The organism is Sphingomonas sp. PP-CE-1G-424 (assembly GCF_004341085.1).
In the GTDB taxonomy this organism is placed as follows: domain Bacteria; phylum Pseudomonadota; class Alphaproteobacteria; order Sphingomonadales; family Sphingomonadaceae; genus Sphingomonas.
Window position 1 is genome coordinate 137976 of the sequence record NZ_SLXW01000004.1, and the last position, 21025, is coordinate 159000.

24 protein-coding genes are annotated in these 21025 nt (G+C 65.5%); 16 read left to right on the top strand and 8 right to left on the bottom strand.

The features are described 5' to 3' along the window. Positions 1-37 precede the first annotated feature (37 nt). The 10 genes from C8J43_RS14780 (at position 38) to nadA (ending at position 8519) form a co-directional block, all read left to right on the top strand. The gene (locus tag C8J43_RS14780) at positions 38-1258 is read left to right on the top strand and encodes a hypothetical protein (protein ID WP_133031590.1); all 1221 of its coding nucleotides are present in this window, start codon (positions 38-40) and stop codon (positions 1256-1258) included. An 87-nt stretch (positions 1259-1345) separates the two neighbouring features. Then, positions 1346-2785 (top strand): 3-isopropylmalate dehydratase large subunit, encoded by a 1440-nt coding sequence (gene leuC / locus C8J43_RS14785; RefSeq protein WP_133031838.1) that lies wholly within the window; start codon positions 1346-1348, stop codon positions 2783-2785. A gap of 97 nt (positions 2786-2882) precedes the next feature. Next, positions 2883-3512, top strand: coding sequence for a 3-isopropylmalate dehydratase small subunit (gene leuD, locus C8J43_RS14790; protein WP_133031591.1), 630 nt, complete (start codon positions 2883-2885; stop codon positions 3510-3512). Beyond that, positions 3475-4473 carry an NADPH:quinone oxidoreductase family protein gene (locus C8J43_RS14795; RefSeq protein ID WP_207893414.1) on the top strand — a complete coding sequence of 333 codons (999 nt, stop codon included), beginning with the start codon at positions 3475-3477 and terminating at the stop codon, positions 4471-4473. Before leuD ends, C8J43_RS14795 begins: the two co-directional genes overlap by 38 nt. A gap of 113 nt (positions 4474-4586) precedes the next feature. Further along, entirely contained in the window at positions 4587-4910 is a 324-nt protein-coding gene (locus C8J43_RS14800; protein WP_056047222.1) for a DUF1476 domain-containing protein, read from the top strand. A 1-nt stretch (position 4911) separates the two neighbouring features. Beyond that, positions 4912-5142: a BolA family transcriptional regulator gene (locus tag C8J43_RS14805; RefSeq protein WP_133031592.1), complete on the top strand. Its 231-nt coding sequence runs from the start codon at positions 4912-4914 to the stop codon at positions 5140-5142. 22 nt (positions 5143-5164) lie between these two features. Further along, a complete protein-coding gene (gene grxD, locus C8J43_RS14810; RefSeq protein WP_107957228.1) occupies positions 5165-5488 on the top strand; it encodes a Grx4 family monothiol glutaredoxin in 324 nt (107 codons plus the stop codon). 439 nt (positions 5489-5927) lie between these two features. Beyond that, positions 5928-6785, top strand: coding sequence for an MBL fold metallo-hydrolase (locus C8J43_RS14815; RefSeq protein ID WP_133031593.1), 858 nt, complete (start codon positions 5928-5930; stop codon positions 6783-6785). Next, positions 6767-7492 (top strand): DUF4230 domain-containing protein, encoded by a 726-nt coding sequence (locus C8J43_RS14820; RefSeq protein ID WP_133031594.1) that lies wholly within the window; start codon positions 6767-6769, stop codon positions 7490-7492. The genes C8J43_RS14815 and C8J43_RS14820 overlap by 19 nt, the downstream gene beginning before the upstream one ends. A gap of 28 nt (positions 7493-7520) precedes the next feature. After that, the gene (nadA, locus tag C8J43_RS14825) at positions 7521-8519 is read left to right on the top strand and encodes a quinolinate synthase NadA (RefSeq protein ID WP_133031595.1); all 999 of its coding nucleotides are present in this window, start codon (positions 7521-7523) and stop codon (positions 8517-8519) included. Positions 8520-8523: 4 nt separating this feature from the next. Here nadA and C8J43_RS21925 read toward each other — a convergent pair whose 3' ends face one another. Beyond that, on the bottom strand, positions 8524-8673 hold the full coding sequence (locus C8J43_RS21925; RefSeq protein WP_165899642.1) for a hypothetical protein: 150 nt from the start codon (positions 8671-8673) through the stop codon (positions 8524-8526). 163 nt (positions 8674-8836) lie between these two features. On the opposite strand from C8J43_RS21925, the gene nadC reads away from it, so the two are divergent. The 3 genes from nadC to C8J43_RS14840 are packed head-to-tail and all read left to right on the top strand — an operon-like array spanning position 8837 to position 10895. After that, positions 8837-9700, top strand: a complete 864-nt coding sequence (gene nadC / locus C8J43_RS14830; RefSeq protein ID WP_133031596.1) for a carboxylating nicotinate-nucleotide diphosphorylase — start codon at positions 8837-8839, stop codon at positions 9698-9700. A 53-nt stretch (positions 9701-9753) separates the two neighbouring features. Continuing rightward, positions 9754-10185 (top strand): hypothetical protein, encoded by a 432-nt coding sequence (locus C8J43_RS14835; protein ID WP_133031597.1) that lies wholly within the window; start codon positions 9754-9756, stop codon positions 10183-10185. Further along, the gene (locus C8J43_RS14840; RefSeq protein WP_133031598.1) at positions 10182-10895 is read left to right on the top strand and encodes a ribonuclease T; all 714 of its coding nucleotides are present in this window, start codon (positions 10182-10184) and stop codon (positions 10893-10895) included. Before C8J43_RS14835 ends, C8J43_RS14840 begins: the two co-directional genes overlap by 4 nt. A gap of 150 nt (positions 10896-11045) precedes the next feature. Here C8J43_RS14840 and C8J43_RS14845 read toward each other — a convergent pair whose 3' ends face one another. Further along, positions 11046-11471, bottom strand: coding sequence for a DUF4112 domain-containing protein (locus C8J43_RS14845; protein WP_056047244.1), 426 nt, complete (start codon positions 11469-11471; stop codon positions 11046-11048). Positions 11472-11476: 5 nt separating this feature from the next. After that, positions 11477-12967 carry an ABC transporter substrate-binding protein gene (locus C8J43_RS14850; protein WP_347812512.1) on the bottom strand — a complete coding sequence of 497 codons (1491 nt, stop codon included), beginning with the start codon at positions 12965-12967 and terminating at the stop codon, positions 11477-11479. Positions 12968-13104: 137 nt separating this feature from the next. Here C8J43_RS14850 and C8J43_RS14855 point away from each other — a divergent pair, with 137 nt between their 5' ends. Further along, positions 13105-13536 (top strand): excalibur calcium-binding domain-containing protein, encoded by a 432-nt coding sequence (locus C8J43_RS14855; RefSeq protein WP_243645591.1) that lies wholly within the window; start codon positions 13105-13107, stop codon positions 13534-13536. Between the two features lie 42 nt (positions 13537-13578). Here C8J43_RS14855 and ychF read toward each other — a convergent pair whose 3' ends face one another. Continuing rightward, complete coding sequence (gene ychF, locus C8J43_RS14860; RefSeq protein WP_133031599.1) at positions 13579-14676, bottom strand: redox-regulated ATPase YchF; 1098 nt, start codon at positions 14674-14676, stop codon at positions 13579-13581. Between the two features lie 351 nt (positions 14677-15027). On the opposite strand from ychF, the gene C8J43_RS14865 reads away from it, so the two are divergent. Next, positions 15028-16092 carry an NAD(P)-dependent alcohol dehydrogenase gene (locus tag C8J43_RS14865; protein WP_133031600.1) on the top strand — a complete coding sequence of 355 codons (1065 nt, stop codon included), beginning with the start codon at positions 15028-15030 and terminating at the stop codon, positions 16090-16092. A 305-nt stretch (positions 16093-16397) separates the two neighbouring features. Here C8J43_RS14865 and C8J43_RS14870 read toward each other — a convergent pair whose 3' ends face one another. From C8J43_RS14870 to C8J43_RS14885, 4 genes are all read right to left on the bottom strand, one after another. Further along, positions 16398-17003, bottom strand: coding sequence for a TIGR02466 family protein (locus C8J43_RS14870; protein ID WP_133031601.1), 606 nt, complete (start codon positions 17001-17003; stop codon positions 16398-16400). Then, positions 17000-17569, bottom strand: coding sequence for an aminoacyl-tRNA hydrolase (gene pth, locus C8J43_RS14875; protein WP_133031602.1), 570 nt, complete (start codon positions 17567-17569; stop codon positions 17000-17002). The genes C8J43_RS14870 and pth overlap by 4 nt, the downstream gene beginning before the upstream one ends. Positions 17570-17797: 228 nt before the next feature. Beyond that, on the bottom strand, positions 17798-18496 hold the full coding sequence (locus C8J43_RS14880) for a 50S ribosomal protein L25/general stress protein Ctc (protein ID WP_056488652.1): 699 nt from the start codon (positions 18494-18496) through the stop codon (positions 17798-17800). A gap of 579 nt (positions 18497-19075) precedes the next feature. Further along, a complete protein-coding gene (locus C8J43_RS14885) occupies positions 19076-19942 on the bottom strand; it encodes a TraB/GumN family protein (RefSeq protein ID WP_133031842.1) in 867 nt (288 codons plus the stop codon). A 189-nt stretch (positions 19943-20131) separates the two neighbouring features. Between C8J43_RS14885 and C8J43_RS14890 the strand changes: the two genes are divergently transcribed. Continuing rightward, complete coding sequence (locus C8J43_RS14890; protein WP_056047263.1) at positions 20132-20971, top strand: glycine--tRNA ligase subunit alpha; 840 nt, start codon at positions 20132-20134, stop codon at positions 20969-20971. Positions 20972-21025: the final 54 nt, after the last annotated feature.

Consider the following 21025-nt stretch of genomic DNA (forward strand, 5'->3'; position numbering starts at 1 on the left):
CTGGTGGATATCTGCGTCTTTTTCTGAAAGGAAAGTCATGTCAGATCCCGGCACGGTTCTCGATACGGTGAACGCAAAATGGTACAATACGCTGGCCAAGGAGCTCAACCTGTCGGTGGAGGAGTTCCAGCTCTGCCAGGGTGACGTCATCCTGCCGCGGACGACCGACGAACTTTGGGACATGATGGACGCGCTGCCCGCCGACACGGTTATCCAATATTATTCGCCCGACACGCTGGTCAGCCTTTCGAGCCAATACACCTCGCTGCTGTCGTTCGTGCAGGCATCGAGCGTGGTGGATCTGAACAAGGCGATGGGCGCGGACAACACGAAGTCCTGGGCCGCCGCGAAGAGCGCCTATTTCCAGGCCAATCCCTCCGCATTCAGCGATTCCGCGATCGTTCTGCAGACCGCGTTGCAGAATCTGTTCCAGAACTGGTCGATGGCGGAATTGGTTCCGAACCCCGGATCCGCTGCGCAATGCTATACGCTGTACCGCGCCGGATTCGAGAATCCGATCTACATCGCGCAGGAGTTGCAATTGAACCTGCCGCTCGGCGGCCCGGCGGCATTCAACCAGACCTATGAAGGCGTGCTGGGCGACATCGGCGTCGCACCCGGCGTGAATTTTACGATGGAGTCGGCCCAAGCCTCGTCGGACATCAGCAATTCCTGGGCGAACAGTAGCAGCTCGACCGGCGGGACGTACTTCTATTCCAAGTCGAGCAGTTCGGCATCGACCGATTTCTCACAGACGTTCGCCTCGTCCTCCTTCACGGTCGCGGTGTCCTACGATCATTTCATCAACGTGGCGGCGCTGCCGCTCTCCGGTGAATCGATCGACGCCGACAAGACGACGTATCTGCCGTGGTATTATGGCGCCGCACTGGCCTACGCTTACAACAACAAGACGGCCGCGGTATGGACCGATCTGACGCAGTGGGATGCGCTGTTCGGCCCCGAGGGATCGATGCAATATGTCGTCACCAGCTTGATCATCGCCGACGGTACGTCGACGACGACGACATCGTCGCAGGCGTTCAGTACCGCGGAGCAGACCTATGCCAACGCGCAGAGCAACGAGGGCTATGGTTGCTGGCCCTATTATGTCAGCAACAGCTCCGACAGCACGACCAACACGAGCACGACGTTCAATGCGTCCAGCAATCTGGTCGTGACGACGACATCGGCGCTCGGCAATCCGATCGTCGTCGGTGTCCTGGTGTCGTCCGTGAAGGATCTTGCGCAGGACGCATAAGTCGAATGCGGCGATGCCTGCATGGATCAAGGCCGATAGTTGCGCCGGGGCTTTGCCCCGGCGCAACTATCGGTTAAACGCCCGCCCATCATGGCCACTCCGCAAACGCTGTACGAAAAGATCTGGGCGGCGCACGTCGTCGAACGCCGCGACGACGGCACCTGCCTGATCTATATCGACCGCCACCTCGTCCACGAGGTCACCAGCCCGCAGGCGTTCGAAGGCCTCCGCGTGGCAGGCCGTAAGGTCCGCCGCCCCGACCTGACGCTCGCCGTCCCCGATCACAACCTGCCGACCACCGCGCGCAAAGACGCCGCCGGCCGCGTCCTGCCGATCGCTGACCCCGAAAGCGCGCAACAGCTCGACGCACTCCGCCGCAACACCAGCGAGTTCGGCATCGATTATATCGACGCGACTGCGATTGAGCAGGGCATCGTCCACGTCGTTGGCCCGGAGCAGGGCTTCACACTTCCGGGCACCACGCTCGTCTGCGGCGACAGCCACACGTCGGCGCACGGTGCACTCGGCGCTTTGGCGTTCGGGATCGGCACCAGCGAGGTCGAGCATGTCCTCGCCACGCAGACCTTGCTGTTGTCGCAGGCCAAGACGATGGAAGTCCGCGTCGACGGCGAACTCGGCTTCGGCGTCAGCCCGAAGGACGTTATCCTCGCGATCATCGGCAAGATCGGCGCGGCGGGTGGCACCGGCCACGTCATCGAGTTCACCGGCAGCGTGATCCGCAACATGTCGATCGAGGGTCGCCTGACGATCGCCAACATGTCGATCGAGGCGGGCGCGCGGGCGGGCCTGATCGCGCCCGACGACACGACCTTCGCGTACCTCAAGGGCCGCCCGATGGCGCCGACCGGCGAGAACTGGGACAAGGCCGTGACGTGGTGGCGCAGTCTCGCGACCGATCCCGGCGCGCGTTACGACAAGTCCGTCGTGCTCGACGCCGCCGAGATCGCCCCCGGCCTCACCTGGGGCACCAGCCCCGAGGACGTCGTCCCAATCACCGGATTCGTCCCCGAACCGTCGAGCTTCGCCGATCCCGCCAAGCAGGCTGCGGCGCAGAAGTCGCTCGACTATATGGGCCTCACCGCCGGCACCGCGATGCGCGACGTCACGATCCAGCACGTCTTCATCGGCAGCTGCACCAACAGTCGCATCGAAGACCTCCGCGCCGCCGCGGCGATCGCCGACGGCCGCCATGTCGCGACCGGCGTCCGCGCGCTCGTCGTCCCCGGTTCCGGCCTCGTGAAGCGCCAGGCCGAAGCCGAAGGGCTCGACCGGATCTTCATCACCGCAGGCTTCGAATGGCGCGAACCGGGCTGTTCGATGTGTCTCGCGATGAACCCGGACAAAGTCCCTGCGGGGGAGCGTTGCGCTTCCACGTCGAACCGTAATTTCGTCGGCAGACAGGGTCCCGGAGCGCGCACGCATCTGGTATCACCCGCGATGGCGGCAGCGGCGGCGGTGACCGGTAAGCTGAGCGACGTCAGAGAGTTGATGGGGGACAGAGCGTGAAGAAAGTTTTCGTATTGCTGGCGGCTGGCGCGATGATCAGCGGCGTCGCGGCCTATGTCGCATCGGCGCGTGTCGTTCCGGAGCGTACGGAACAGCGATGACCCCCGTCACGACCGTCTCGGGCCGCGCCTATCCATGGGGCGCGAAGAACATCGACACCGACGTCATCATCCCGGCGCACTGGCTGAAGACGATCACGCGCACCGGCCTCGGGCGCGGCGCGTTCGAGACGGTTCGCGCGCAATCCGGCAACATCTTCGACGATCCGCGCTATGCAGGGTCGCCGATCCTCATTGCCGGCGATAATTTCGGCTGCGGCTCCAGTCGCGAGCATGCCGCGTGGGCGCTCGCCGACATGGGTATCACCGCGGTGATCGCGCCGAGCTTCTCCGACATCTTCTCGGGCAACGCGTTCAAGAACGGCATCGTCCCCGTCGTGCTGCCCCAGGAGGCGATCGATCGCCTGCTCGAGGTCGCGCAGGACCAGACCGTGACGGTCGATCTCGAGACGATGACCGTCACCACCCCGTTCCAGGACCGCTTCACCTTCGAACTCGACGCATTCCGTCGCCAGTGTCTCATGGAAGGGCTGGACGAAGTCGGCCTGACGCTGGCAAGGGATACCCAGATTTCGAAATTCGAGGAGGCGGTCGCATCGAATCGCCCCTGGACGACGGTGGAGAGCGGGTATGCGAGCATTGGTGTCGAAGGCAGTCGGCGGACCTGAAACTCTGGAAATGGTCGAGCTGCCCGATCTGGTGGCCGGCCCCGGACAGGTCGTCGTGGCGGTCAAGGCCTGCGCGATCAACTTCCCCGACGTCCTGATCATCGAGGACAAATACCAGTTCAAGCCGCAGCGCCCGTTCGCACCGGGCGGCGAGATCGCCGGCACGATCGACTCGATCGGCGAAGGCGTGACCGGTTGGGAAATCGGCGACCGCGTCATCGCGATGCTCGGCCACGGTGGTCTGTGCGAGCAGGTGATCGCCGATCCCGCCAAGATCTATCGCCTTCCCGAAGGCCGCAGCTTCGCCGAGGGCGCGTCGCTGATCCTCACCTACGGCACGACGATCCACGCGCTGCTCGACCGCGGGCATATCGAGGCGGGGCAGACGCTACTCGTGCTAGGCGCGGCCGGCGGGGTAGGGCTCGCCGCGATCGAACTCGGCAAGGCGTTCGGCGCGAAGGTCGTCGCCGCGGTCTCGTCCGAGGAAAAAGCCGCCGCAGCCAAGTCCGCGGGTGCCGACGAAACGCTGATCTACGCCCGCGCGCCGTTCGACAAGGACCAGTCGAAGGCGCTCGCCGAACAGTTCAAGGCCGCGGTCGGTCGCGATGGCGCGCACGTGATCTACGATCCGGTCGGCGGCGACTATGCCGAGCCCGCGCTCCGATCGATCGCGTGGGAGGGCAAGTATCTCGTCGTCGGCTTCCCCGCCGGTATCCCGAAACTACCGCTCAACCTCACGCTGCTGAAAAGCTGCGACGTCTGCGGCGTGTTCTGGGGCGCGTTTGCCGCGCGCGATCCGAAGGCGAACCAGGCGCATATCGAAACGCTGTTCGATCTATGGGAAGCCGGCAAGATCGCGCCGCGCGTGACAGAAGTCTTCGCGTTCGAGGACGGCGGCAAGGCGATCGCCAAGATGGCCGCACGCGGCGCGATCGGCAAACTGGTGGTCGAGGTCGGCTGACCCCGGCGGCTCGCGCCGAGGTTCGCGACACCGCGTTCCACGGCCATTATTGCGCATACGCGGTCCGCGACCTATCTCCGGCTGGATACACGGCTGTACCGGGGACTAGCGCAATGACCAGTTTCGACGATCGCGAACGCGCCAGCGAGGCGCATTTCGCGCGCGAGGAGGAGATGGCGTTCCGCATCACCGCGCGGCGCAATCGCCTGCTCGGCGGCTGGGCGGCGCATGAGATGCAGCTGACGCCGGAAGAAACCGACGCCTATGCCACCGCGCTCGTCCATGCCGACATGGAAGGCGGCGGCGACGACGACGTCGTACGCAAGCTCGTCGGCGACCTGACCGCAGCCGGGCTCGATCACGACGAGGCGACCGTCCGCCGCGCGCTCGCGCAGCAGATGATCGAAGCGCGCCGCCAGTTGCTGGAGGCACAATAAGATGCCGATGGCCGCCGATGACATCGCGACGATGATCCGCGACGCTATTCCCGATGCACAGGTCGAGATCACCGATCTCGCCGGTGACGGCGATCATTATGCCGCCAAGGTCGTCGCGCCGAGCTTTGCCGGCCTGAGCCGCGTGAAGCAGCACCAGGCGGTCTACGCCGCGCTCGGCGGCCGCATGGGCGGCGTCCTGCACGCGCTCCAGCTTACCACCGCAATTTCCTGAGGACCCGGAGATGACCCAAGACATGACCGACGACACGAACGCCCGCATCGACGCGGTAGTCAAAGCCAGCCCCGTGGTATTGTTCATGAAGGGCAGCCCGCTGTTCCCGCAGTGCGGCTTCTCCAGCCGCGCGATCGCGATCCTCAATCACCTCGAAGTCGAGTTCGAGAGCGTCGACGTGTTGCAGGACCAGGGCATCCGCCAGGGCATCAAGGCCTATTCGGACTGGCCGACGATCCCGCAGCTCTACGTCGACGGCGAGTTCGTCGGCGGCTCGGACATCATGATGGAGATGTACGAAAGCGGCGAGCTGGCGCAGCTGTTCGAGAAGCAGAAGACGGTCTGAAGTTTCCGCTGGGGGCGGGGCGGAGCATCCGGGGGATCACCTCGGCCAGCATGCCTCACCCCACCCCCGTCATCCTGACGAAAGTCAGGATCCAGAGCCACGAGGTGCTGCGTCCGGTTACCCTGGATCCTGACTTTCGTCAGGATGACGGGAACTTGGTCACGATGACGGGGCGGGGCGTAAGTCTGATGAGTCACCGGGGAGGGTGGATCGATGCGAGACCGGACGGTAGCGATCGATCCACCCTGCTTGAACGCCGCAGCGTTCGGTGACGTGACAGACGATGCAGTGCGCGTGCCATAACACGGTATCCCACCGATCTACGCCACATATGTTAGTTAATCCCCGAAACGCCGATCCGCGATGTGTAAAATCCGTCGACACTACCGCCTGATGACGGGGTCTTGCCATCCCCGCTCGCAACGGCCATCTCGGTCGCATGGCTGAGCACCCGACCGGTATCCCGATCCAGCTCGAGCCGCTCGTCGTTCGCGTGCTCGCGCCCAATCCGTCGCCCTACACCTACACCGGTACGCAGACGCATATCGTCGGCACGACCGATCTGGCGGTGATCGATCCCGGCCCCGACGATCCCGCGCACATTGCCGCGCTGATCCACGCGATCGACGGCCGCCCCGTCACCGCGATCGTCGTCACGCACCATCACCGCGATCACAGCCCAGCGACGCGCCCGCTTCAGGCGATCACCGGTGCGCCGATCGTCGGCGCAGCGCCGTTCGATATCGACACCGCGCACGCGCGCGGCGATGCGTCGTTCGATGCCGCCTATGCGCCCGATCGGGTGATGGCCGAGGGGGACACGATCACCGGCGAGGGCTGGACGCTGGCGGCGATCGCGACGCCTGGCCACACCTCGAATCATCTCGCCTTCGCCTTGCCCGAGACCAACGCGTTGTTCTCCGGCGATCACGTGATGGGCTGGTCGACCACCATCGTTTCGCCACCTGATGGCGACATGGCGGCGTACATGGCGAGCCTCGAAAAGCTGATGCGCCGCGATGACCGCGTCTATTATCCCGGCCACGGCGAAGCGGTCGACAAGCCGCAGCGACTGGTCCGCGGGATGCTCGGCCATCGCAAACAGCGCGAGGGACAGATCCTGCGTCTGTTGCGGAGCGAACCGCAGCCGATCGGACGGATGGTGGCGCAGATGTACGTCGGGCTCGACGCGCGGCTTACGCCCGCCGCAGAGCGTTCGGTGCTCGCGCATCTCTACGACCTGCAAAACCGTGGCTTGGTGATCGAGGAAGGCGAAACATGGCAGATCAAGATTTGAATGCGCCGAATACCGGTTCCGGAGTCGACGGCTTCCTCGCCAAGGCGGCGGGGTTCGTCGTCATCCTCGTGCTCGCCGGCTTGCTCGCGCTGTGGGGCGTGCAGCGCTATGTCAGCGACCGGCTGACCCCCGATCCGACGACGATCGCGAGCGCCAGCCTTGAGGGCCTGCGCGAGCAGAACCGCCTGTCCGCCTTCGCCGCGCGCTATGTCGCGGTCGTCACCTCGAAACAGTCGCAGCTCGGCTTCACCACCGAGAAGACGCTGATCATGCCCGGCATGGTCCGGTACGAGGTCGACATGGGCAAGCTCACGCAGGCCGACGTCGCGTGGGACGGCGCCACCAAGACGCTGGCGGTACGCCTGCCCGCGGTCGAGGCGGATGGCCCGCAGGTCGATCTGAACGCGGTCCGCGAATATGGCTCGGGCGGCGTGCTGACCACCTTCACCGACGCCGAGAAGCGGCTCGACGACGCCAACCGCCGTGCCGGCCAGATCGAGCTGATCCGCCAGGCGCGCGAACCGGCGATGATCAAGCTCGCGCGCGACGCAACCCGGCGTGCGGTGGAACGCAGTTTCGCGATGCCGCTGCGTGCCGCCGGGATCGACGCGACCGTCGCGGTGCGCTTCGCCGACGAGCCGGTCGCGAACGGGGAGCGCTGGGACACCTCGCGCTCGCTGCAGGACGTGCTAGGGAACCGCCAGTAAACGCGATCGGGCTATTCGGGATACGACGATGGAATTGAACCAGAACTTTGCGGGTATCGACATCCGCGCCGAGATCGAGCGCCTCCGCAAGGAGAAGAACGCGGTCATCCTCGCGCATTATTACCAGAAGCCCGAGCTTCAGGATCTGGCCGATTTCGTCGGCGACAGCCTCGATCTGTCGCGCAAGGCAGCCGCCACCGATGCCGACGTGATCGCGTTCTGCGGCGTGCGCTTCATGGCCGAGACCGCCAAAATCCTGTCGCCCGACAAGATCGTCGTGCTCCCCGACATGGACGCCGGGTGCAGCCTCGAGGACAGCTGCCCGCCCGAGCAGTTCGCCGCGTTCCGCGCGAAGCATCCCGATCACATCGCGCTGACCTACATCAACTGCTCGACCGAGGTGAAGGCGCTCTCCGACATCATCGTCACGAGTTCGTCGGCGGACACGATCCTCGCGCAGATCCCGCCCGAGCAGAAGATCATCTTCGGCCCCGACCGCAACCTTGGCGGCTATCTCGCGCGGAAGACCGGCCGCGACATGCTGCTATGGCCGGGTGTGTGCATCGTCCACGAGGCGTTCAGCGAGACCGAGTTGATGAAGCTCAAGGCGCAGCACCCCGGCGCGCCCGTCGTCGCGCATCCCGAATGCCCGCCGATCATCCTCGACCACGCCGATTACGTCGGCTCGACGCGCGGCATCCTCGATTACGCGCTGGCGATGCCCGGCGACACGCTGATCGTCGCGACCGAACCGCACATCATCCACCAGATGGAAAAGGCGTTGCCGAACAAGCGCTTCATCGGCGCACCCGGTGCGGACGGCAATTGCAACTGCAACATCTGCCCGTACATGGCGCTCAACACGCTGGAAAAGCTCTATGTCGCGCTGCGCGATCTGAGCCCGCGAATCGAGATCGAAGAAGGCCTGCGCCTCCAGGCGAAGAAGAGCCTCGATGCGATGCTGCGGATGGCGTCGAACACCGTCGGCAAGGGCGATCTCGGCCCGGCCGGCGGTGCGAACGCCTGATCCGTCAGGCCGAGGGCGCAGCCTTGGGCACCTGGGCCAGCGCCTGATCGATATGGATCGCGGCGATGGTCAGTTCGAGCGTGTCGGCCAGTACGAGGGCCTCGCCAAGCAGCTGGGTCAAACGTGCTGTCTCGGCCATCGTCTTGGTATGCATCGATCGTTCCTCGGTATCGATCAGGCAAACTCGCCTGCGGATGTTCGGTTCCAACGCGAAAATCTTTATGGTGCAGACAGATGCGGCGATTTCGCTGGCCCCGCATCATGCTCGTCGGCATCTGCACTGATACGACCGACGGGTCGCCACTGGGAGTCTTGAGATGAACGCAGCATTGCCCGATGTCGGATTGCCGGCACAGTTCGTCGTCGACGCGTTCGTCGCATCGACGCTGGCGGAGGATCTGGGCACGATCGGCGACATCACGTCGAACGCGGTCATCCCCGCCGACGCGCGATTCACCGGCGTCATGGACAGCCGCGACCCGATCGTCGTCGCCGGGCTGGATCTCGCCGAGGCGTTCTTCCGGACGCTCGATCCCGACGTCCGCATCGAACGGCTCGTGCAGGACGGACAGCAGGTCGCGGCGGGGACGATCCTGATGCGACTCGAAGGGGCAGGGCGGGCGATGCTCACCGCCGAGCGGTCGGCGCTGAATACCGTCCAGCATCTGTCGGGAATCGCCACCATGACGCGCAGCTATGTTGACGCGATCGCCGGGACCGGCGCGATCCTGCTCGATACGCGGAAAACCATCCCCGGCCTGCGCGTGCTGGAAAAATACGCGACCCGGATGGGCGGCGCGCAGAACCACCGGATGGGGCTGTGGGATGCCGCGATGATCAAGGACAATCACGTCGCGGTCGCCGGCGGCGTTGTCGAAGCGGTGCGCCGGGCGCGTGATGCAGGAATCGCGCACATCATCGTCGAAGTCGACCGGATCGACCAGATCGCCCCCGCACTGACCGCGGGGGCGACGCATCTCCTGCTCGACAACATGCCGCCGGCGATGTTGCGCGAGGCGGTTGCGCTGGTCGGCGGACGCGTGCCGACCGAGGCGTCGGGCGGCGTCAACCTCGAGACGATCCGCGCGATCGCCGAGACCGGCGTGACCTATGTGTCGGTCGGCCGCTTGACGCAGTCGGCACCCGCGGCGGATATAGGCCTGGATTTCACGACGGCATGACCGGCTCGCCCGGCGCGTCCCGGTCGCAGCATGATCGATAACGGGGACAAGACATGATCAGGCCGGTATCCATAACGCGCTACGAACGGCTGTATCTCGCCTCGTTCGTGATCGGGCTGATCGTGTCGGCGATGAGCTGGGGGCCGCGGAGGGCGATGGTCGCGGCCACCCCGATGCTCGCGAAGATCGGCTGGATCCTGCCGACGTTCGAGGTCGCCGGGATCGTGATCACGCTGACGCTCTGGTATTTCACCGTGCGGGCGCCGAGTGGCGTGGCGCGGTGGGTCGTGATCGTGCTGGCCGCGCTCTCCGCGATCGGCATCGCGATCTCGCTCGTGCAGTTGGTGACCGGGCATGCGGTGCCGAGCGCGACGCTCGGGCTGTCGATCGTCGCGAGCGTGGTCTACATCGCCGCGGCGCTGCAACTCCTGAAACCCGATGCGAAACTCTGGTTCGACCAGGCTGGACGAGGACATGCCGCATGATCGTTAGACTGACCATCGCTGCGGCGGCACTGGCGCTGCCCGGAGTAGCCCAGGCGCAGGCCTATCAATGCTCGACCCCCGCCACCGTCGAGCGCGTCCGCCCCGATCTGCCCTCCGACAGCCAGCCCAAGCGAGTCGTCCCGATCGGCGGCTACACGCTCGCCATTACCTGGGCCCCGCAATATTGCCGCGACAACGGCACGCGCTCCGGGTCGCAGTTCCAGTGCGGCGCGGCCAACCGCTTCGGCTTCACGCTGCACGGTCTGTGGCCCGACGGCGTGGACAAGGACTGGCCGCAATATTGTCGCGCAGCCGAGTTCGTCCCGCCACCGGTGATCCGCGTGCATCTCTGCACGACGCCGTCGGCGCAGTTGCTCCAGCACGAATGGGCCAAGCACGGCACCTGCATGCCGGGCTATCGACCCGCGGAATATTTCAACCAGTCCGCCGGGCTGTACGGCAAGCTGCGCTATCCGGACATGGATGCGCTGTCGCGCGCGCCGCTGACCGCCGGGCGGTTCGCCGCGGCGATGGCGTCCGCAAATCCGGGGCTCAATGCCGACATGATGCGCGTCACCGCGACGAAACAGGGCTGGCTCGACGAGGTCTGGATCTGCCTAGACCGCCGCTTCCGCTACCGCCGCTGCCCCGTCCACCAGGGTGGCCTGGCCGACGGTGCCCCGCTGAAAATCTGGCGCGGCAGCCGCTAAGGAAAATTCCAATCCTCCCCCGCCAGGGGGAGGTGGCGCCGAAGGCGACGGAGGGGGAGGACACGGAGCAGAGGTTTCCCTTACCTCCCCCTCCGTCAGGCGCTGCCTGTCACCTCCCCCTGGCAGGGGAGGACGCTCAGGTACCCGAAATCACCCGTCGAGGGTCGTCGTCGACGGGTAGTGCCGGTCCAGATGCTTCTTGATGATCCGCAGGTTGCGTGTGTTGGATCGGAAGAAGAAGTCAGGGATCGCGCCGACGAACGGGATCATCCCGAGCGCCCAGTCGAACCCGATATTGCCCGCCATCCGCGCCACCTGGACCTTCGACATGCCGATGTTGCGCGCCTCCCACGCCATCCAGCCGCCGACCGCCGCGGCGATCGTGCTGCCCGCGAACGGCACGATATCGAGGATCACGTCGAGGCCGACCTTGCGGTTGGTGCCGGGGATCTGGAACAGCCCCTCCATCACGCGTTCCATCGCCTCGACGCGGCGGCGCACCGACAACGCGTCGCGCCCCATCGGCAGCGAGTCGAGGATCGATCCGGGGGTGATGCGGGTGACGGTCGGTTTCATGCCACCTAGTTGGTATCGGCGCGCAACCGGTTCAACGGGTGCCACGCGCGCGGGTTGGGCTGCCACTGCGCCAGCCTCGCGGTGACCAGCGACCAGCGTAGCGGCCGCGCCAGTGGGATGAACGCGACATCCTCGTTCATCGCCGCGTCCGCCGCGGCGATGCGGACGCTTCGCTCCGCCAGCGTCGGCGCCTCGCGCGCGGCTTCGACCGCCGCCTGCGCAGCCTCGCCGCACACCACGCACGCGCTCGCCAGATACCAGCGCGCGCTGTCATAGGGGGCGACCGCATCGACCAGCTTCAGCTCGGCATCGGCATCCAGCGCAACGCGCGACGGGGTGATACCGATCGCCATCAACGACGCGGCGACATGCGCGTACAGCAGCGTCGCACCGGGCCCCGCGGGCAGCGCGATCCGCACGCCGATCGGTCCGCCGGTCCACGCCGCCACGCGTTGCCGCGCCGCCGCGCGTCGTTCGTCCTGCGACAGCAGCGACCACGCCGGAACCTGCGGCAGCGATGATGAATCGAGGATATCGGGCAGGATGCGATCCGCGGGATCCCAGTTCGGCGCGATCGCGGTCGTCAGCGCGGTCCGGTCGATCGCCTCCGAGATCGCCGCGCGGTTGGCGGTCTCCGCGAGGAAACCGTCGCGCCGCACGATCGCCAACCCGAACAGCCCGACCGCGGGATCGACGCGGATGTTGGCGGGCGCGATGTCGGTGGTGGCCAGCAACGGCCAGTCGACGAAACTGCCGCCGCTGACCAGATCCGAGTCGCGATGGGCGAACCGCGCGATCGCCCGCGCGGCGCGTTCGCCGATCAGCCGGACGTCCTCTTCCGCCTTCACGTCATGCTGGTCGTCGGGGTCCGCTTCGCCGGGATCGAAGGCGGGGCGCAGCAACGGCGCGGTTCCGCCGCGCGCGATATGGAACGGCCCGGTGCCGCTGACGGGCTGCAATCGCAGCAGCGCGAGTTCGGGTTGCGCGAACAGCTTCAGCAGGTCGGGGCGCGGGCGCGACAGCCGCACCTCGATGACCTGCGGAGTCATCACGACGATCTCGTCGATCGCGGTCATGAATGGCGCCAGCGGATTGCGAGATCCCGGCCGGAATTGCCGTTCCAGCATCGCCACCACCTGCGCCGCGGTGACCGGCGTGCCGTCGCTCCATTTCACCTCGCGCAGGCGGAAGATATAACTCATCCCGCCGTCGATCACGATCCAGCGTTCGGCGATACCGGGCTCGATCTGTCCGGTCGCATCGAACCGCACCAGCCCCTGCGCGGTCGAGTCCATCAGCAGCCGCGCCGGGGTATCGAGCGCGACCCGGCTGGCATCGACCGCCTCCGGGTGCGCGCCGATCGCACTGACGACCACCGCCCCCGTATCGCGCCGCTGGTCGCACCCTGCCAGCGTGACGCAACCGGCGAGCAGCAGGGCCGCCCCGCGGACGAGGCCTGATCGGCTGACGAAGGACTCGGCTTTCTGGTTCGTCAATCGCCGCCCTCCGTTCGCAACCGCGCGCGATCGGGAATAGCCAGGGTCGGGGATCAATGACAGGGGGCATTGCCGCCCCGCACGTCCGCCGCGGCCGCTAAGCTTTCGTCAACGGATTCTCGGATAGCGTGGCGTTCATGGATCGATCGTTCATAGCGATAACCGCCACGGCCTCGGCGCTGATGTTCGCTGGCGTCTGGAGTGCCATGGCGCCGACCGGCTCGCCGCCGCCCGAAGCCCCGCTAAGTGCGGGCGCACCGATAGACGTGGCTCGCCCCGTCGACGCGGCCTCGCTGCCGGTTTTGGCAAAAACCCCGACGGCGGACGGACGGGCTCGGCTCACAATAGCCGCGCCGGCCCGCGACGCCGCACAGTACAACGTCACGCGCTCGGTCTATGGACAAGCCGCATCCCCGGTTGTGCGGTCCGCGCCCATCAATGCGGTCTATCGCGGATGTCGCGAGGCGCGCGCTGCGGGCGTCACGCCTCTGTACCGCGGAACGCCCGGCTATGGCGCCCATATGGACGGCGATGGCGACGGGATCGCGTGCGAAGACTATCGCCGCTAAGTCCGCCGCCCGGCTCCTATCGGTCCGGTTTATCCGCCCCGATCAGCTGTGCAGGAAGTGCATCACGTCGCCGTCGTTCACGACGTAGGCCTTGCCTTCCGCGCGCAGCTTGCCCGCCTCGCGTGCCTTCGATTCCCCACCCAGTGCGATGAAGTCGTCGAACGCGATCGTCTCGGCGCGGATGAAGCCCTTTTCGAAATCGCCGTGGATCTCGCCGGCCGCCTGCGGTGCGGTCGCGCCCTTGTGGACGGTCCAGGCGCGCGCTTCCTTCGGGCCGACCGTGAAGAACGTCAGCAGGTGCAGCAGCTTGTACCCGGCGGTGATGACGCGCGCGAGGCCGGTCTCTTCCAGCCCCAACTCGCCAAGAAACTCGCCGCGATCCTCCGCCGGCATCGTTGCGATCTCCGCCTCGATCGCCGCCGACACCACGACCGCCTCGGCGCCTTCGGCCTTCGCCTTCTCGAACACCCGCGCCGACAGCGCATTGCCGTTCGCCGCATCGCCCTCGTCAACGTTGCACACGTACAGCACGGGCTTGGCCGTCAGCAACTGCGCCTGCGCGAACACGCGCGCCTCGTCTTCGTCCTTCGGCACGGTCAATCGCGCGGGCTTGCCTTCGCGGAGCAGTTCGAGCGCCTGGCCGAGCACGGCGGCGCCGATCTTGGCTTCCTTGTCGCCCTGCATGCCCTTCTTGGCGAGGTTCGGGACGCGCTTTTCGAGGCTTTCGAGGTCGCTCAGCATCAGCTCGGTGTCGACCGTCTCGGCGTCGGCGATCGGATCGACCTTGTTGTCGACATGCGTCACGTCGCCGTCTTCGAAGCAGCGCAGCACATGGACGATCGCGTCGACCTCGCGGATGTTGCCGAGGAACTGGTTGCCGAGCCCTTCGCCCTTCGACGCGCCACGCACGAGGCCGGCGATGTCGACGAAGCCCAACTGCGTCTCGATGATCTTCTGCGATCCGGCGATCTTCGCCAGCGCGTCGAGCCGCTTGTCGGGCACGCCGACGTTACCGACGTTCGGCTCGATCGTGCAGAACGGATAGTTCGCCGCCTGCGCCGCGGCCGTCTCGGTCAGCGCGTTGAAGAGAGTGGACTTGCCGACGTTCGGCAGCCCCACGATGCCGCAGCGAAAACCCATGATATGCCCTTGGTATAAGAATGTGCGGGCGCTTTAGGGCAGGGCGGTGCGGAAGGCCAGTGAAGGCCGCGCGCGCGGTCAGAGTTCGTCCTGCTCCCCTCCCTGGAAGGGAGGGGCTGGGGGTGGGTAGGCCAGCTTGAGCCGCAAACGTTCCACTATCCGGACACCGACCCACCCCCAACCCCTCCCTTCCAGGGAGGGGAGAAGCTCCACGCCGTGCGCCAAGTCCCGCGTCCCGCCTGATCGACCCACTCGATTGCCGCAGTGCAGCAAAATAATCATACCGCTCGGTAGTTATCATATGGTCGAAGCTTATATTCCGATCCCAGCTTGAGATAGATCAGGAATTCCATGACCACGACCGCCCACGGCTACGCCGCGCAATCCCCCGAAACCCCGCTCGCCCCGTTCAGCTTCGAGCGCCGCGAACCCGGCAAGACCGACGTCGCGATCGACATCGCGTTCTGCGGCGTCTGCCATTCCGACCTCCACACCGCCAAGGGCGAGTGGGAAGGCACGCTCTACCCCTGCGTCCCCGGCCACGAGATCGTCGGTCACGTCACCGCGGTCGGCAGCGACGTCACCAAGTTCAAGGTCGGCGACGTCGTCGGCGTCGGCTGCATGGTCGACAGCTGCGGCGAGTGCCCGTCGTGCAAGGACGGCGAAGAGCAATATTGCGAGACCACCGGGTTCGTCGGCACCTATAACGGCCCCGATCCCGTGCTCGGCGGCCACACCTTTGGCGGCTATTCGGACAAGATCGTCGTCGACGAGGGCTTCGTGCTGAAGGTCTCGCATCCCGAAGCCGACCTCGCCGCGGTTGCGCCTTTGCTCTGCGCCGGCATCACCACCTATTCGCCGTTGAAGCACTGGAAGGTCGGTCCCGGCCAGAAGGTCGGCATCGTCGGTCTCGGCGGTCTCGGCCACATGGGCGTCAAGATCGCCAACGCGATGGGTGCCGAGGTCTATGTCTTCTCGACCTCGCCGAACAAGCGCGACGACGCCAAGCGTCTCGGTGCGAAAGACCTGATCGTGTCGAAGGACGAAGCCGCGATGGCCGAACACGCCAACAGCTTCGACTTCATCCTGAACACCGTCGCGGCGAGCCACAATCTCGACACGTTCACCGCGTTGTTGAAGCGCGACGGTACGATGACGCTGGTCGGCGTCCCCGAGCACGCGCATCCGTCGCCCTCGGTCGGCAATCTGATCTTCAAGCGCCGCGCAATCGCCGGCTCGCTCATCGGCGGGATCGCCGAAACGCAGGAGATGCTCGATTTCTGCAACGAGCACGGCTTGGTGTCGGACATCGAGATGATCCGCATGGACGAGATCGAACCCTCGTATCAGCGCATGGTGAAGAGCGACGTAAAGTACCGCTTCGTCATCGACATGGCCTCGATGAAGGCGGTCTGATCGGGCAGGGGCGGTGCTCAACGAGTGCCGCCCCAAACTCCCTCCCCTTCAGGGGAGGGTCGGGGTGGGGCAGTGCCGCGAGCGCATGCATGTGCGGCCAAGCCCCACCCCAACCCTCCCCTAAAGGGGAGGGGGTAAGAAGGTCCGGAGACGCTCCCCCAGACACTACCACCCCGGCGGAGGCCGGGGCCCAGGTGGGAAGGCTAATCTGATGCAAGGCAGTCCTTCGTTAGCGACGTTTCCCAACTGGGCCCCGGCCTTCGCCGGGGTGGTGCCATTTCAAGCACAGTGCCCGCCCGCCCCAATCACCACCGATAATTGAAACTAATACTGATCCGCTCGCCCTTTGCAGCATTCGGCACGACCTCATGCCGCAACCAGCTCTCCCACAGAAAAACACTCCCCGGCTTGGGCTCGGCATAAACGAACGTCCGAAGATCCTCCGCGGCATCCTCCAGCCGCGTCGGCGCCGCCATCATCATCGGCAACCGCGGATCCTCCAATTTGAGCGCCCCAGCCCCTTCCGGAATTGCCACGTACATCGTCCCGGAAACGACGCTATGCGGATGGATATGCCCCGAATGCGCGCCCCCAGGCTTCAGTACGTTCACCCAAAGGCTATCCAGCTTCAACTTCCGCCCGCCCAGATCGAACGCACAATCCTTCGCGAACTGCGCGACATGCTTGTTCAGCAGCCGCACCAGATCGCCGAACCGCGGATCGCGCAACGGCAGGTCGTTCAGCGACGCATACGAGGTATACCCGCGATACCCATGCGCCTTCGACCACGCGACCCCGGCGCGATCGGCCTTCGCCAGCTCGCGCGCAGCGTCCTCGAGTTCCTCGACCAGATCGTCGTCGCCGAGATCGGCCTCGTAGAACCGCGTGGCAAACAAGGAACGGGTGGTCATGGCTGCATCCTCAACGCGACATCGTTCATGAAGCGGACGTCGTCGCCCTCCGCCAGCCACTTGGCCTCCGCCGCGACCGCGCCGAGCATGTCGCTCAACGGCTCGATCTCCGCCTTCGCATAATTGCCGAGCACGTAACCGGTCACGCGATCCTTGTGCCCCGGATGCCCGATCCCCAGCCGCACGCGGCGAAACTCCGGCCCCAGATGCTGGTCAGTCGAGCGCAGCCCGTTATGCCCCGCGGTCCCGCCGCCGGTCTTCACCTTCACGCGGAAGGGCGCGATGTCGAGTTCATCGTGGAACACCGTCAGCGCCTCGACGCCGAGCTTGTAGAAGCGCAGCGCCTCGCCGATCGCGCGGCCGCTCTCGTTCATGAAGGTCGCGGGCTTTAGCAGCAGGATCTTCTCCGAGCCGATCCGCCCCTCCTGCGTCCAGCCCTGGAACTGCTTCTTGACCGCGCTGAAGCCGTGCACCTCGGCGATCGCGTCGGCGACCATGAACCCGACATTGTGCCGGTGCATCGCATATTGCGCCCCCGGATTGCCGAGTCCCGCCCAGATCTGCACGTGTGATTCTCCAAAACGAAACGGCTCGCCGGCCCGTTAACCATTGTTGTTCCCCTGCGAAAGCAGGGGCCCAGGATTACAGGCGATACAGCTGCTTGATCCTGGACCCCCGCGTTCGCGGGGGAACGGTGAGGTGCGTTCCGAGCCAGCAGCCCCATAAAACGAAACGGGCGGGAAAGCCCTAGCTTTCCCGCCCGCCAGATCATCCTAAGACGAAGGGCTGAACCCTCAGTCCTTCTTCTGCGGCGTGATCTTGTCGTCGTCGTTGTCATCGTCGTTCGGCTCAACGACCGGCTCTTCGTCCGAAGCAGCCTCGGCAGCCTGTGCTTCGGCGACTTCAGCCTCGAGCTCTTCGTCCTCGACGGTCGGCACGGTCGGCGGCACGATCGTGGCGATCGCGAAGTCGCGGTCGTCGATCGCGGGTGTCGCGCCCTTGGGCAGCTTCACGTCACTGATGTGGATCGAATCACCGATCTCCAGACCGGCTAGCGAAATCGTGATCTCGCTCGGGATGTCCGAAGCGTCGACGACCAGTTCGATCTCGTGGCGCGTGATGTTGAGGACGCCCTTGCCCTTCTTGATGCCCGGTGCGTCGTCCTCGTCGGTGAACGCGATCGGCACCGCGACGGTGACGGTCGAATGCTCGCCGATGCGCAGGAAGTCGACATGGATCGGGCGATCCGAAACCGGGTGGAACGAGACGTCCTTCGGCAGCGTGCGCACGCCGTTGACCATCACGACGGAATTCATGAAATGGCCGGTCATCAGCGCCTTCATCAGCGCCTTTTCCTCGAGGTGAACCGAGGTTGGTTCCTGGTTCAGGCCGTAGATCACGGCAGGCACGCGGCCATCACGACGCAGCGCCCGGGAGGCTCCCTTGCCAACCCGGTCACGCGTCTCGGCTGCGAGCGTCAACTGGTCGCTCATCTGTATTCTCCGAAACTCGTTTGTTGTCCTTCCCGCCCACGCCTCCAGGGATGACCATGGACCGGAAGCGCGGGCGCATAGCGGAGTTTCGTGCAAAAAACAACGGCTGCGGGGAAGGGGCCTGCATCCGGGCGATACCTGCTACGCTTCGACCGCTGGCAATCTCGCCAGTTCTCGAGGAGCAGAACCATGACGTTTGGCAATGTCTGTGTTCTGCTTCTGGTGTTGTTCGCCTTTGCGACCTTGATCTTGAAGGTCGTCGAGACGGCACGCCGGAAGTAGCACAACGGGCGGGGGGTGCGCGGCAACGTGCCCCCCAAACGATTGAACCCCCGCCACGGCAATGGCGAGGGTTCGTATCTCAAGGCACAGCCATGACGTTTGGCTTGTGATACATACGCCCGATTCAAAAAACCTTCAATGTCCCTCGCCCCTTCGGGGAGAGGGAGGGGCCCGCGTGCGCTTGCACGGGTGAGGGTGAGGGGAGTGGGGCTCGGGGCGTTTATCCCAACTCCCCCTCACCCTTCCGTCGCAAGGGCTCCTCCCTCCCTCTCCCCGAGGGGAGAGGGACTCGGAACCTCAATACCGAACCCGCTCCGCCTTCACCCCAAGCTTAGCCAACTGCGCCTGAACGCTGTCCTTGCCCGCCAGATGCCCCGCACCGACCGCGATAAACACCGTCCCTGGCGACTTCATCCGGTTCGCGACCCACTCCGCCCAGCGCGCATTGCGGTCGAACAGCAGCGCCTTCGCCACCTCGGGCGAGTCCTTCAGGTCGTCGTTCATCTCCCTGGCCAAAGCCTCGGGATCGCCCTTCGCCCATTCGTCGACCATCGTCGCCATCGTCTTCTCGAGCGTCGGCAGTTCGTCGATCGTGCTCCCCAGAAACTGGATCTGCGCCTTCTGCGACAACCCGCCGAAATACCCGAGCTGCTGCTCCGCCGTCTCCAGCCCGATCACCGGCTTCCCCGCAGCCTTCGCCGCCGCCGTGATCACCTGCTCAGGCCCGTTCGCCGCATCATAGCCAAGCTTGGACAAAGGCGCGATCGACAGGTTGGTCGCCGCCAGCCAAGGCTTGAACCGATCGAACGCATTCGCCGGCAGCCCCAAATCGGTCACCGCCTTGGCATACGCCGCACGCTTGTCCGCGGGCAGCTGCTCGGTCAGCGTCGGCCCGTCCTTCGACACCCCCGTCGCCATCACCAGCGACTGCATCTTCGCGGGATCCGGCATCACCAGCTCCAGCACCACCTGGTTCGAGCGATCGAACGCGGTCTTCACCGCCTCGTCGAACCACGTCATGCCGGGCTTCAACACATGGATCGTCCCGAACAGGTAGATCGTCGTGTCCTTGTCCTTCACTACCCAAAGCGCCGGATCGGCATCGTTCGCGGCTTGCACAGGCTTCGGCGCGACCTGCGCACAGGCGGGCAAAGCGAACGCCATAGCGATGGCAGAGAGCGCGGATCGGAACGAAACGATCTTCGAAAACAGCTTCAAGGGGAGGGCATCCTTACCGTGAGTTCGCCCCCATGTAGGACGCCGGACCTTAACGCACCACTTGCCTCCCGCACCCCCATCCGCCAAAGCCCGCGCGTGACCCAGCCCGTGATAAAGCCTCTTAGCTTCCAGCGCATGATCCTCACGCTCCACGATTACTGGAGCGAACACGGATGCCTGATACTGCAGCCCTACGACATGGAAATGGGCGCGGGCACCTTCCACACCGCCACGACGCTCCGCGCGCTCGGGCCGAAACCGTGGAACGCCGCGTTCGTGCAGCCCTGCCGCCGCCCGACCGACGGGCGCTATGGCGAGAACCCCAACCGGCTCCAGCATTACTACCAGTATCAGGTCATCCTGAAGCCGAGCCCCGCCAACCTCCAGGAGCTCTACCTCGGCAGCCTCGCGGCGATCGGCATCGACATGCTGAAGCACGACATCCGCTTCGTCGAGGACGACTGGGAAAGCCCGACGCTCGGCGCCTGGGGGCTCGGCTGGGAGGTTTGGTGCGACGGCATGGAGGTGACGCAGTTCACCTATTTCCAGCAGATGGGCGGCTTCGACATGAAGCCCGTCGCGGGCGAACTCACCTACGGGTTGGAGCGCCTCGCGATGTATATCCAGGACAAGGACTCGGTCTACGACCTGGCGTTCAACGATGCCGGGGTGACCTACGGCGACGTGTTCCTGGAAAACGAGCAGGAGATGTCGAAGTGGAACTTCGAGATCGCCGACACGGACTCCCTGTTCGACCAGTTCCGCAAGCACGTCGCCGAATGCGAGAACAGCCTGTCAGCAAAGCTCCCGATCCCAGCCTACGAACAGGCGATCAAAGCCAGCCACATCTTCAACCTGCTCCAGGCCCGCGGCGTCATCTCCGTAGCCGAACGCCAAGCCTATATGGGCCGCGTCCGAGACCTCGCGAAGGGCGCCTGCGCTGCCTGGATGGACAAACACGGATGGGCGGCGTGATGGCTGTTCGTCGACAAGAAGGGTTTTGCGCGCAGAGGCGCAGAGGCGCGGAGC

Bases quoted from the DNA above. Each gene is read 5' to 3' on its own strand.
- C8J43_RS14815 (WP_133031593.1), top strand. From the start codon at position 5,928: ATGGCTGAGCACCCGACCGGTATCCCGATCCAGCTCGAGCCGCTCGTC.
- C8J43_RS14780 (WP_133031590.1), top strand. From the start codon at position 38: ATGTCAGATCCCGGCACGGTTCTCGATACGGTGAACGCAAAATGGTAC.
- ychF (WP_133031599.1), bottom strand. From the start codon at position 14,676: ATGGGTTTTCGCTGCGGCATCGTGGGGCTGCCGAACGTCGGCAAGTCC.
- C8J43_RS14870 (WP_133031601.1), bottom strand. From the start codon at position 17,003: ATGACCACCCGTTCCTTGTTTGCCACGCGGTTCTACGAGGCCGATCTC.
- nadC (WP_133031596.1), top strand. From the start codon at position 8,837: ATGAACGCAGCATTGCCCGATGTCGGATTGCCGGCACAGTTCGTCGTC.
- C8J43_RS14840 (WP_133031598.1), top strand. From the start codon at position 10,182: ATGATCGTTAGACTGACCATCGCTGCGGCGGCACTGGCGCTGCCCGGA.
- C8J43_RS14800 (WP_056047222.1), top strand. From the start codon at position 4,587: ATGACCAGTTTCGACGATCGCGAACGCGCCAGCGAGGCGCATTTCGCG.
- C8J43_RS14845 (WP_056047244.1), bottom strand. From the start codon at position 11,471: ATGAAACCGACCGTCACCCGCATCACCCCCGGATCGATCCTCGACTCG.
- nadA (WP_133031595.1), top strand. From the start codon at position 7,521: ATGGAATTGAACCAGAACTTTGCGGGTATCGACATCCGCGCCGAGATC.
- C8J43_RS14805 (WP_133031592.1), top strand. From the start codon at position 4,912: ATGCCGATGGCCGCCGATGACATCGCGACGATGATCCGCGACGCTATT.
- C8J43_RS14820 (WP_133031594.1), top strand. From the start codon at position 6,767: ATGGCAGATCAAGATTTGAATGCGCCGAATACCGGTTCCGGAGTCGAC.
- C8J43_RS14880 (WP_056488652.1), bottom strand. From the start codon at position 18,496: ATGAGCGACCAGTTGACGCTCGCAGCCGAGACGCGTGACCGGGTTGGC.
- C8J43_RS14890 (WP_056047263.1), top strand. From the start codon at position 20,132: ATGATCCTCACGCTCCACGATTACTGGAGCGAACACGGATGCCTGATA.
- C8J43_RS14835 (WP_133031597.1), top strand. From the start codon at position 9,754: ATGATCAGGCCGGTATCCATAACGCGCTACGAACGGCTGTATCTCGCC.
- grxD (WP_107957228.1), top strand. From the start codon at position 5,165: ATGACCGACGACACGAACGCCCGCATCGACGCGGTAGTCAAAGCCAGC.
- C8J43_RS21925 (WP_165899642.1), bottom strand. From the start codon at position 8,673: ATGCATACCAAGACGATGGCCGAGACAGCACGTTTGACCCAGCTGCTT.
- C8J43_RS14865 (WP_133031600.1), top strand. From the start codon at position 15,028: ATGACCACGACCGCCCACGGCTACGCCGCGCAATCCCCCGAAACCCCG.
- C8J43_RS14885 (WP_133031842.1), bottom strand. From the start codon at position 19,942: ATGGCGTTCGCTTTGCCCGCCTGTGCGCAGGTCGCGCCGAAGCCTGTG.
- C8J43_RS14795 (WP_207893414.1), top strand. From the start codon at position 3,475: ATGCGAGCATTGGTGTCGAAGGCAGTCGGCGGACCTGAAACTCTGGAA.
- leuD (WP_133031591.1), top strand. From the start codon at position 2,883: ATGACCCCCGTCACGACCGTCTCGGGCCGCGCCTATCCATGGGGCGCG.
- C8J43_RS14855 (WP_243645591.1), top strand. From the start codon at position 13,105: ATGGATCGATCGTTCATAGCGATAACCGCCACGGCCTCGGCGCTGATG.